Annotated in this window: 10 protein-coding genes; 9 read left to right on the top strand and 1 reads right to left on the bottom strand. The window is 31.8% G+C overall.

Translation table 11 applies throughout. The features are described 5' to 3' along the window. The first annotated feature begins 37 nt into the window (after nt 1–37). The 7 genes from KHA90_RS19610 to KHA90_RS19580 all read left to right on the top strand — a co-directional run bounded on the left by KHA90_RS19610 (nt 38) and on the right by KHA90_RS19580 (nt 6,875). The gene (locus tag KHA90_RS19610) at nt 38–865 is read left to right on the top strand and encodes an SAM hydrolase/SAM-dependent halogenase family protein (RefSeq protein WP_213305204.1); all 828 of its coding nucleotides are present in this window, start codon (nt 38–40) and stop codon (nt 863–865) included. 401 nt (nt 866–1,266) lie between these two features. Then, entirely contained in the window at nt 1,267–1,563 is a 297-nt protein-coding gene (locus KHA90_RS19605; RefSeq protein WP_213305202.1) for a putative quinol monooxygenase, read from the top strand. A gap of 165 nt (nt 1,564–1,728) precedes the next feature. Further along, nucleotides 1,729–2,103, top strand: coding sequence for a YbbC/YhhH family protein (locus tag KHA90_RS19600; protein ID WP_213305200.1), 375 nt, complete (start codon nt 1,729–1,731; stop codon nt 2,101–2,103). Nucleotides 2,104–2,242: 139 nt separating this feature from the next. Beyond that, complete coding sequence (gene gldF, locus KHA90_RS19595) at nt 2,243–2,968, top strand: gliding motility-associated ABC transporter permease subunit GldF (RefSeq protein ID WP_213305198.1); 726 nt, start codon at nt 2,243–2,245, stop codon at nt 2,966–2,968. Beyond that, a complete protein-coding gene (gene gldG / locus KHA90_RS19590; protein WP_213305196.1) occupies nt 2,968–4,653 on the top strand; it encodes a gliding motility-associated ABC transporter substrate-binding protein GldG in 1,686 nt (561 codons plus the stop codon). Before gldF ends, gldG begins: the two co-directional genes overlap by 1 nt. A gap of 107 nt (nt 4,654–4,760) precedes the next feature. After that, nucleotides 4,761–5,879, top strand: coding sequence for a DNA polymerase III subunit beta (dnaN, locus tag KHA90_RS19585; RefSeq protein WP_213305193.1), 1,119 nt, complete (start codon nt 4,761–4,763; stop codon nt 5,877–5,879). A gap of 366 nt (nt 5,880–6,245) precedes the next feature. Further along, nucleotides 6,246–6,875 (top strand): DsbA family oxidoreductase, encoded by a 630-nt coding sequence (locus KHA90_RS19580; RefSeq protein WP_213305190.1) that lies wholly within the window; start codon nt 6,246–6,248, stop codon nt 6,873–6,875. Between the two features lie 162 nt (nt 6,876–7,037). Here KHA90_RS19580 and mnmE read toward each other — a convergent pair whose 3' ends face one another. Beyond that, complete coding sequence (gene mnmE / locus KHA90_RS19575; RefSeq protein ID WP_213305187.1) at nt 7,038–8,438, bottom strand: tRNA uridine-5-carboxymethylaminomethyl(34) synthesis GTPase MnmE; 1,401 nt, start codon at nt 8,436–8,438, stop codon at nt 7,038–7,040. 184 nt (nt 8,439–8,622) lie between these two features. Between mnmE and KHA90_RS19570 the strand changes: the two genes are divergently transcribed. Then, entirely contained in the window at nt 8,623–9,456 is an 834-nt protein-coding gene (locus KHA90_RS19570) for a universal stress protein (RefSeq protein WP_213305185.1), read from the top strand. A 65-nt stretch (nt 9,457–9,521) separates the two neighbouring features. Then, on the top strand, nt 9,522–11,294 hold the full coding sequence (locus tag KHA90_RS19565) for a MutS-related protein (protein WP_213305182.1): 1,773 nt from the start codon (nt 9,522–9,524) through the stop codon (nt 11,292–11,294). Nucleotides 11,295–11,418: the final 124 nt, after the last annotated feature.

Below are 11,418 nucleotides of genomic sequence, written 5' to 3'. Positions count from 1 at the left end.
TTAGATTTAAATACTACCAATAGTTATAAACAAAATTATGTCAATAATTACCCTTACTACCGATTACGGCTTAAAAGACCACTTTGTTGGTTCGCTTAAGGGTAAAATTTTATCTGAATATTCAGAAGCTACAATTATTGACATTTCGCATCACATTGATCCATTTAACACTGCCGAAGCCAGTTACATTCTTGGTGCCTCTTATTTAAGTTTTCCAAAAGGAACTGTTCACCTTATTGGCGTTGATATTGAACGCAATAAAGAGAATCAGCATATTGCAATGGAATGGAACGATCACTACTTTATATGTGCTGATAATGGTATTTTAAGTATGCTTACGCAGAAGATTGTTCCGCAAAAAATTGTTGCCATCAACATACACGACCGTTTTGCTAGTGAATCATCTGATTTAGATATATTTATACAAGTTGCCTGTCACATTGCAAAAGGTGGTTTATTGAATGTTATTGGTAAAGAAATTAATTCAATCAAAGAAATTACCGAGTTGCAGCCTGTTATTGCAAATGATGGAAATTCTCTTAAAGGATACGTGATTTATATTGACCATTTAGGGAATGTCGTAACTAATATTTCTAAACAGCAATTCTTAGAAGTTGCCAAAGGAAGACCATATGAAATTGTTATGAAACCAAAAAGTATCAAAACAATTTTACCCAATTATTCCGCCATTGCAACCTCTGAAAAATATCCCATTAAAACGTATGAAGGAGAAAAACTGGCTATTTTTAACGAAGCCGGGTTTCTTGAAATCGCTATTTTCAGAAGTAATCCTTCAAATGTAGGTTCTGCTAATAGTTTGTTAGGATTGAATTATCGTGATGTTATTACGATTCAGTTCTCTTAAAATTTTAGATTTTACAGTGCAGATTTTAGATTGAAATGGCACGCAGATTTAACTGATTTAGGCAGATATACACAGATTTTTTCGTTGTTTTGTCATTCCAATTTCTATGATAAAATCAATTTTTTTTCAGGAGCCAAGCATTTTCATAAGAATGTTTTCGTTTAGTATGTCATTTCGACTGAAGGAAGAAATCGCACGCGAAACTCGACAAATATTGATGACATTCGTTACGGAATTACAAGTGTGATCTCTCCTCTGTCGAGATGACAATATTGTGGTAAAAACTATACTTTATAATATTTTAATTTTTCCTAAAAAGAACAATCTATTTTGGTATTTTTGCGCACCTGTAAGCTTTTAAATATTCAAAAATCTAAAATCTGCAATCTAAAATCTAAAATATGTTTGTTAGAATAGTAAAAATGAGTTTTCACGAAGAAAAAATTCCGGATTTTCTGGAGAATTTCGAAAGCGTGAAAGACAAAATACGAAATGCAGAAGGAAATCGTTTTTTAGAATTGTATCAGGATAAAAATGATAAATGCATCTTTTTTACTTACAGCTACTGGGAAACTGAAGCTGATTTAGAAAATTACAGACAATCTGAACTTTTTAATACCGTTTGGAGTTTTACAAAAAAGCTTTTTAATGCAAAACCGGAAGCTTGGAGCGTAGACAAAGTTGTTTCTTTAGTTTAAAGTTTCAGGTTTCAAGTTGTATGCTGGATTTGAAAATTGAAACGAAATTAACCGCAATCCCGATAGCTATCGTGAGCAAAGAATATATTTAAAAGGTTTTAGAAAACACAAAGTTCGCAAAGCTGTGCGAATCTGAAACCTGAATAAAAAATGATAACTCTAATTATGAAATATTTTTTCTTATCCCTTTTATTAGTAACACTTACCGATTGTGCGCAAAATAAACGTTTAGTTTTAGGGAAAGAAAATGCAACAGAAGAACTGAAAATTGCTTTATCTAAAAAACCGCAACATAATGTTATTGATTACAAAAAACTTATAATTAAAGATAGTGTTACAGCAATTAAAATCGCACAACCAATTTTATTTGACATCTACGGAAAAGAAAATATAGAAAAACAAAAACCTTTCGAAATTTATTTATTGGAAAATTACTGGGTAATTTCCGGAACTTTGCCTGAAGATTATTTGGGAGGGACATTTCTAATAATTATTGATGCTAGAAATTCACAGATTATTAAAATCACACATGGAAAATAATCCAAAGTATTAAAACAAAAATGAATTAACCGCAAGAGCGCAAAGAATATATTTTAAAGGTTTTAGAAAACACAAAGCTCGCAAAGATGTGCTAACTTGAAACCTGAAACAAAAAAAACTTGAAACAAAAATAAGTTACATGAAATCAATCATTTTACGAGAAATAAAATCTTTTTTCGGCTCACCTATTGGCTATTTGGTCATTGCTATTTTCCTGATTAGCAACGGACTATTTTTATGGGTGTTTGAAGGAGATTACAATATTCTAAATACCGGTTATGCCGATTTGACTCCGTTTTTCACATTAGCGCCCTGGATTTTAATTTTTCTTATTCCGGCTGTTACAATGAGAAGTTTCTCTGATGAAAAAAAACAAGGAACCCTAGAATTGCTTTTAACTAAACCTTTATCGATTTGGGAAATTGTAAACGGAAAGTTTTTGGGTTCACTCCTTTTAATTGTTTTAGCAATTATACCAACATTTATTTATGTAAAAGTAATTTCAAATTTGGGTTCTCCCGAAGGAAACATTGATATGGGAAGCACGATTGGTTCTTATTTTGGATTATTATTCTTGATCGCGGCTTATTCCGCAATCGGAATCTTCACTTCTACCCTTTCTGAAAATCAAATTGTAGCTTTTATTATTGCCGTATTTTTGTGTTTTATCTTTTATTTTGGATTTGAAGGTTTAGCTTCATTAGTTCCCGGATATTCTAATATTATTTCATTATTTGGTATGCAGGATCATTTTAAAAGTATGAGTCGGGGAGTTATTGATACTCGGGATGTAATTTATTTTTTAAGCATCACGGTATTATTTCTGTCTTTTACTGTTTATCAATTAAAATCTTTTAAAGCATAATGAAGGCATCTACTCAACAAAATATCAAAACATTAGGTATTACAGTTTTTGTTTTAATCGCTTTAAATGTATTGGGAACTTTATTTTTCCATAGATTCGATTTAACAAAAGACAAACGATATACTTTATCCCAAACCTCTTTACAAATTGTAAAACAGGTCAAAAATCCGTTATCGATCAAGATTTATATGCAAGGCGATTTGCCGGCAGATTTCAAACGTTTACAACAAGAAACCAGACAATTACTGGAAGAATTTCAGGCATATAACAGCAATATTGTTTTTGAATTTGTAAACCCAATGGAAAACAAAGACGAAAGCTCGGATGTTGTAAAATCTTTGTTTCAAAAAGGGCTTACGCCAATAAATATAACTGTTGACGATAAAGGAAAACAATCTCAGCTAATGGTTTTTCCTTGGGCAGTTGCCGTTTACAACAATAAAGAAGTTAATATTCCTTTGTTGAAAAACATTATGGGCGCTTCGACTACTCAAAAAGTTATTGGATCGATTCAGCACTTAGAATATTCGATTGCTGATGCGATCAATAAAATTTCAAAAGACAGGCAAAAGAAAGTAGCCATTATAAAAGGAAACGGCGAATTAAGCGAAATTCATATTGCTAAATTATTACAGCAAATTCGTGAAAGCTATTATATTGGACCTTTCACACTAGATTCTGTAGCTAAAAATCCAAATGGTACTTTAGACGCTTTAAAGAAATATGATTTAGCAATTATCTCAAAACCAACAGAAACTTTTTCTGACGAAGAAAAACAGGTTTTAGACCAATTTATCATGAACGGCGGAAAAACCTTATGGCTAATCGATCAGGTTGCTGCTGATATGGATAGTTTATACAACCAGTCTGGTGCAACCCTGGCATATCCCAGAGATTTGAATTTGAATGATATGTTCTTTAAATACGGATTCAGAATTAATCCTGATTTAGTAAAAGATGAACAAGGAAGCAAGTTAAAATTAGCCACCGGTGAACAAGGAAGTGCCACACAATATCAGGAATTTATCTGGAAATTTTCTCCTATCGTAATCCCAACAATTACTAATCCTATAGTAAAAAACTTAGGCGGAATTAAATTTGATTTTGCAAGCCCGATTGACACTTTAAAAAACGGAATCAAAAAAACAGTTTTATTGCAATCGTCTCAATATTCTAAAGTAGTAGGAACGCCGGTTGAAGTAAACCTGAATATAGTAACCGAAAAAACTTCTCCACAAGATTATTTGAACAAAGGAAACATTCCTCTTTCTGTTTTATTAGAAGGTAATTTTCACTCGGCATTTGAGAATCGTGTTTTGCCTTTCAAAGAAAATTCATTTTTAGCAAAGGGAAAACCAAACAAAATGATCGTGATTGCAGATGGTGATGTGGCAAGAAATCAATTAGATAAAAACATGATGCCTGTTGAATTGGGCTATGATCAGCGTACAGGCGAACTTTACGACAACAAAGATTTCATGATGAATTGTGTCAATTATTTACTTGACGATACGGGACTTATCAACATTAGAAGCAAAGATGTCAATTTGCCTTTATTAGACAAAGAGAAAGTTTATGAAAATTACAGCCTGACCCAATTCATAACTATCGGACTTCCAATTCTAATTTTATTAGTTTTTGGATTGGTATTTACTTACATCCGAAAAAGAAAATACAGCAAATAGATGTTAATAAAAAAATTGCGAAACTAAGATTGTTTACGATATATTTGTAAAATCTATCTTAGTGGAAGAAAAACTAAGAAAAAGAGCAAAAAAATAAAACAAAAGAGATGAAATTTATAGTATCGAGTTCGTACTTATTAAAACAATTACAAGTTTTAGGTAGTGTAATTAATAGTAACAATACGTTGCCTATTTTAGATAACTTTTTATTTGAACTAGACAATGATGCGTTAACAGTTTCGTCTTCGGATCTTGAAACTATAATGTCTGCTACATTATCAATCGATTCTACAAGTAAAGGAAGTGTTGCAGTACCGGCAAAACTTTTGCTTGAAATTTTAAAAACGTTTCCGGAACAACCTTTAACTTTTACAGTTGAAGAAAATAATACGGTTGAAATTAGTTCAAACTCAGGAAAATATGCTTTAGCATATGCTGCCGGAGAAGAATTTCCTAAATCGGTAAATCTTGAAGATCCTTCTATAACGCTTGTTCCTGCTGATGTTTTAGCAACTGCTGTGAGCAAAACTATCTTTGCTGCCGGAAATGATGATTTACGTCCGGTGATGTCAGGAGTTTTCTTTCAGTTCTCGCCTGAAGGATTGACTTTTGTAGCAACAGATGCTCATAAATTGGTAAAATATGCCCGTACAGATGTTAAAGCATCTCAGGTTGCAGATTTTATCATGCCAAAGAAACCTTTAAATATCTTAAAAAGTATTTTAGGAAGTTCTGATGCCGAAGTAAAAATTGAATACAACGATTCAAATGCGACTTTCTCATTTGATAATTACATATTAATGTGTCGTTTAATTGATGGTAAATACCCTAATTACGAAGCAGTAATTCCAAAAGAAAATCCAAACAAATTAATGATTGACCGTTCTTTATTTTTAAGTTCTGTTAAGCGTGTTGCGATTTTCTCAAACAAAACAACACACCAAATTCGTTTGAAAATCGCCGGAGCCGAATTAAATGTTTCTGCTGAAGATATCGATTACTCAAACAAAGCAGAAGAAAGATTGACTTGTGATTATCAAGGTGATGATCTTCAAATTGGTTTCAACTCTCGTTTTTTAACGGAGATGTTGACCAACTTACAATCAGATATGATTATGTTAGAAATGTCATTACCTAACAGAGCCGGAATTCTAACCCCAGTTGATGGTTTAGAAGAAGGTGAAACTGTTACGATGTTGGTAATGCCCGTGATGTTAAATAGTTAACATCAAAACTTCTTTTTGTTACAGGGATCTTTTTTAGTTTAAAATTAAAGACATATCATTGTAAAAAAAAAATATCGCTATTAACCAACCATTTTTTATACCTGGAAACCGCAATTCTCAAAAAGAGTTGCGGTTTTTTATTTAGGTTAGTTTTTTTCTTTCAGGTGTCAGTTTCGATTATGTTTTGTGTACATTTTTACCGCAAAGTTCACAAAGGTTTTTCGCAAAGTTCACAAAAATTAAGTTTCGTTAACACATCTAAGCTCACAAAGCTTTGCGAACTTTGAGGTTAAAAAACACAATCCAGGCAAATATGAAACTTGAAACAAACAAACCCGGAAACATTTTTTTCTTTAACTTTGTAATATGAAAATAGAAATTTGGTCGGACATCATGTGTCCGTTTTGTTACATCGGAAAAAGACAACTCGAAACAGCTTTAGCTGAATTTCCAAATGATGAATTTGAAATTGAGTGGAAAAGCTTTCAGCTGGATCCTACTATTACACCACAATCCGGTAAAGATGTTTATACGTTTTTAGCAGAACGAAAAGGGATTTCAGTAGAGCAATCTGTAGAAATGCACAAAGGTGTCGTAGAACGCGCAAAAAGCGTTGGTCTAGATTATCATTTTGATAAAGCTATTATCTCAAACTCTCTAACTTCACATCGTATTATACAATTGGCCAAAGCCAAAAAATTAGGCGATGAAATGGAAGAAATTTTCTTTAAAGCTTATTTTACTGAAGGAAGAGATTTGAATGACGGTCCAACCTTAATAGAATTGGCTGTAAAAGCCGGCTTGGATCAGAAATTAGTTTTAGAAGTTCTAAAAAATGAAAACTTATTTTTAAAAGAGGTTCAAAACGATATTACCGAAGCTCAGGAAATTGGCGTTCAAGGTGTCCCTTTTTTTGTTTTTGACAGGAAATATGCCGTTTCCGGAGCGCAGCCTGTTGAGGCTTTTGTGAATACAATCAAAGAAATACAGAAGTAATTGTAGATTTTTGCTTTTTGGCTACGTCATGAAAATGCTTGATAGAACAGAAAACTAAAATTGTACAGAACTTGTAATCATAAACAAAATAAAAACCGAGTTAAATACTGATAATCAATATTTAACTCGGTTTTTATTTTTTGTTTTATCCTGTTTATTCTACTATTTTCCGATACAGAAATTAGCAAAAATATTTCCTAACAATTCATCGTTCGAAACCTGTCCCGTAATAAGTCCAAATTGGTATAAAGCTTCACGGATATCAAGTGCAATTAAGTCACTTGAAAGATTCGTTTCAAGTCCAAATTTTACTTTTTGTATTTCGTCCAGAGCTTTTAATAAAGAATCGTAATGTCTTGTATTTGTTACGATGGTTTCATTATTGCGTAATGCGCCGGTATTTACAAAAGACAATAATTGATTTTTTAATTCTTCAACGCCGATGTTTTCCTTAGCGCTTAGAAAAATTTGCTTAAGGTTTAATGTTTCAAGTTCCTGACGTGTATTTTGAAGTTGCTCTTTAGTAAGCTGATCTATTTTATTACAAACAATTAAAATTTCTTTTAAAGGGTATTTATTTTTTATCTTCTCAATTTCAACAATAAATGAATCACTTGAAACCTGAAACTTTAAACTATCCATAAGATAGATTACAAGTTGTGCCTGTTCTATTTTTTCGAAAGTTTTTTTGATTCCAATGCTCTCTACAACATCTTTAGTTTCACGAATTCCGGCTGTATCGATAAATCTAAAACCAATTCCGCCAATCACCAATTCATCTTCGATAGTATCACGCGTAGTTCCTGCAATGTCGGAAACTATGGCACGTTCTTCGTTTAATAAAGCATTCAATAAAGTTGATTTACCTACATTAGGTTCTCCAACAATTGCAACCGGAATTCCGTTTTTAATTACGTTTCCAACAGCGAAAGAGTCAATTAGACGTTTTAATACAAATTCAATTCTGTTTAATAGTTCATGGAATTGAGTTCTGTCTGCAAATTCAACATCTTCCTCTGCAAAATCCAGTTCCAATTCAATTAACGACGCAAAATTTAAAAGCTCCTCACGTAACTTGGCAATTTCATTGCTAAAACCACCACGCATTTGCTGCATAGCAATTTGATGAGAAGCCTCATTATCAGATGAAATCAAATCAGCCACCGCTTCTGCCTGTGATAAATCAAGTTTTCCGTTAAGGAAAGCTCTAAGGGTAAATTCACCGGCATCAGCCATTCGGCAGCCTTTTCTCAATAATAGCTGAATAATTTGCTGCTGAATATAAGTAGATCCGTGGCAGGAAATTTCAATCGTATTTTCGCCTGTATAAGAGTTTGGACCTTTAAAAACAGAAACCAAAACTTCGTCAAGTGTTTTTGAATCATCAACAATATGCCCCAAATGCAAAGTATGTGTTTTTTGTTTGGTTAAATCTTTGTTTTTGATGGATTTAAAAACCGAATTTCCAATAGTGATAGCTTCAGCACCTGAAATTCGAATTATAGCAATAGCCCCAGCTCCGGATGGAGTCGCTAATGCAACTATAGAATCTTGATTTATCATGGTGCAAAGGTATAAAAAAAGCTATAAAGTTATGCCCTTCAAGTCTTGTTGAGGATATATTCTAAAATGGCTCAAAATTCGTTTTATTCTGAAATCCTTAAATGTTAAAATACTGATAATTGTCAGAGTATTTTTATTTTAGAATGATTAAATTTGAGAGAACAACTTCTAAATCTGAATCAAAATGAAAAAGATATTATTTCCCACCGATTTTTCTGAATCTGCAACAAATGCATTTGTACATGCTTTAGAATTTGCTAAAATTGTCAATGCCGAACTTATTTTGTTGCACACATTTGAGATTCCAGTTTACGACAGCCAATTCTTTCCTGAAAATTATGCTGTAATTTACAGCTCTATAGAATTAGCAAAATTTGAAATGTTCAAAGATGAAATCCCTAAATTAAGAACCATTGCAATGGAACGAAATTTAGAAGATATTGTAATAAAACACCGCTTAATGGATGGTGACTTAATTTATAATTTAAAAAATGCGGTAGAAGAAGATAATGTTGATTTTGTAATAATGGGAACTTCAGGAGTTTCAGACTGGACAAAATTCTTTCTTGGATCAAATACAAATTCTGTAATTTCAGAAGTTAAAGTTCCTGTACTGTGTATTCCGGCTGATGCAAAATTCAAAAAAATAAAAACGATTGGATTTACAACTCGTTATCGTGAAAAAGACAAAGCCGAATTAAGAAAAGTATTAGATATTGCAAGAAAAACAAACGCAAAAGTAAAAAGTTTATACGTTAAAACTTCATCATCTGATGTTTCTGATGTCACAGTTAAGGAATGGGAAAACGAATTTGCAAACGAAAACGTAGAATTTCTGGTTTTACCAAGCGATGAAGTAAAAGAAACTATTCTTGATTTTATACTGTATAAAGATATTGATGTTTTGACCACAATTACACACAAAAGATCTTTCTTTGAAAGCATTTTTGAATCCAGTTTTACACAAAAAATTGCTAAAGAAGTTTCTGTACCTGTTTTAGTAATGCATGAAACCTAATATTTTATTTTGATAGTAAATTTGTATGTGTAAAACCTATATTTGTATTTCATTAAATAAAAAAAATGGAAGCATATCAAAATAAAGTGGAACATTACACTACAATTTTTCATAAAATCAATAAAAGATATAACAGCATTAGTATACTGCGCCTTTTAAGTGTTTTTTTATGTTTGTTTTTACTGTTTTATTACATAAAAACTAATGAAATACTTTACGCATTTTTTGCTTTTCTCTCTTTTGTTGGTTTTATTTTTTTGATGCGAATTCATTCAAAATTATCTTTTCAAAAAGAATTGACAACAGCCATTTTAAAATTGAATCAAAATGAAATCACCTACTTAAAAAGAGAAAAAATCCCTTTTGAAACTGGAATTGAGTTCAATGATTTTCATCATCCTTATGCTTATGATTTAGACATTTTTGGAGAACATTCCCTTTTTCAGAATATAAATCGAACTGCCACATTTATTGGTAAAAAAACACTGGCAAACCAGTTATTGAATTTATCATCTAACCAAACAATTCTTGAAAATCAAGAAGCCATCAATGAACTTAAAACTAAAATCGATTGGCGTCAGGATTTTTTAGCTTTAGCAATGATCAGCAATGATTCTAAAAGCTCATATGATTCGTTGCTTTACTGGAATTCATTTAAAAATAATACACTCCCTAAAATTCTAGTTGCATTATCAGTTATACTTCCAACAGTGTTTTTTGGGGTTTTAGCAGCATACTTTATTACTTCAAAAACAATTTTATTATCCTATCTAACCTATGTTTTTATTGCAAATATGATCGTTTTAGGAAAATCTTTTAAACGAATACAATCTGAAATTGCAAAGGCTGATAATGTCGATAAAATCATCAAACAATATAGTTTATTAGTTCAGAAAATTGAAACTGAAACTTTCCAATCTAAAAAATTAATCGATTTACAAAAACAACTTGTTTTTAAAAATGCAACTGCCAGCAAACACTTAAAAGATTTATCAGAGTTGTTTTCGAGAATGGATACAATCAGTAATCTTGTAACGGCAATTGTGTTTAACGGAACATTTTTGTTTAATCTTCACGTTTTAAGAGCACTTTTAAAATGGAAAGACAATTATTCAACTGAACTCGAAAAATGGATTACGATTATTGGCGAATTTGAAGCTCTCAATAGTTTAGCGAATCTTGCGTATAATAATCCTGATTTTGTTTTTCCTCAAATCAATTCCGAATATAAAATCGGATTCTCAGATTTAAGTCATCCATTACTAAATCCAGCTACCAGAATAGGCAACGACACACATTTTTATCCTGAATCTTTTATGATTTTAACAGGTTCTAATATGTCCGGCAAAAGTACTTTTTTAAGAAGTTTAGGAATCAACATGGTTCTTGGCGGAATAGGTTCAGTTGTTTGTGCATCTAAAGCTAATATTCATCCACTTCCGGTTTTAGTTTCAATGCGATTATCTGATTCTTTAGCCGATAGTGAATCGTATTTCTTTGCCGAAATTAAACGTTTAAAACAAATTATGGATGCGCTCGAAAATCAGCCTGCTTTTGTTTTATTAGATGAAATTTTAAGAGGAACTAATTCTGATGACAAACGAAACGGAACAATTGAAGTTGTCAAAAAAATAATTGCTAAAAAAGCAATTGGTGCCATCGCGACGCACGATATCGAAGTTTGCCTGACAACAAATGAATATCCGGATACTTTAACGAATCAATGTTTCGAAGTCGAAATTCAAAACAACGAACTCCATTTTGACTACAAACTCCGCAACGGAATCTGTAAAAATAAAAGTGCTACTTTCCTAATGCAAAAAATGGGAGTTATTTAGGGATTTTAGATTTTTCCCAATTCGAATTGAAATTTAATAAGGACCTATTTCCTGCTATTCGTTTCAATCTTTTGCTTTTTAAAGAAAAAAGCAAAAGGATTTTCACTACTATCAGGGCTATGGC

The sequence above is a fragment of the Flavobacterium psychroterrae genome (genome assembly GCF_018380615.1).
Classification (GTDB): Bacteria; Bacteroidota; Bacteroidia; order Flavobacteriales; family Flavobacteriaceae; genus Flavobacterium; species Flavobacterium psychroterrae.
Note: the sequence above shows the minus strand (reverse complement) of the source record. Positions and strands in the feature narration are given on the sequence as shown.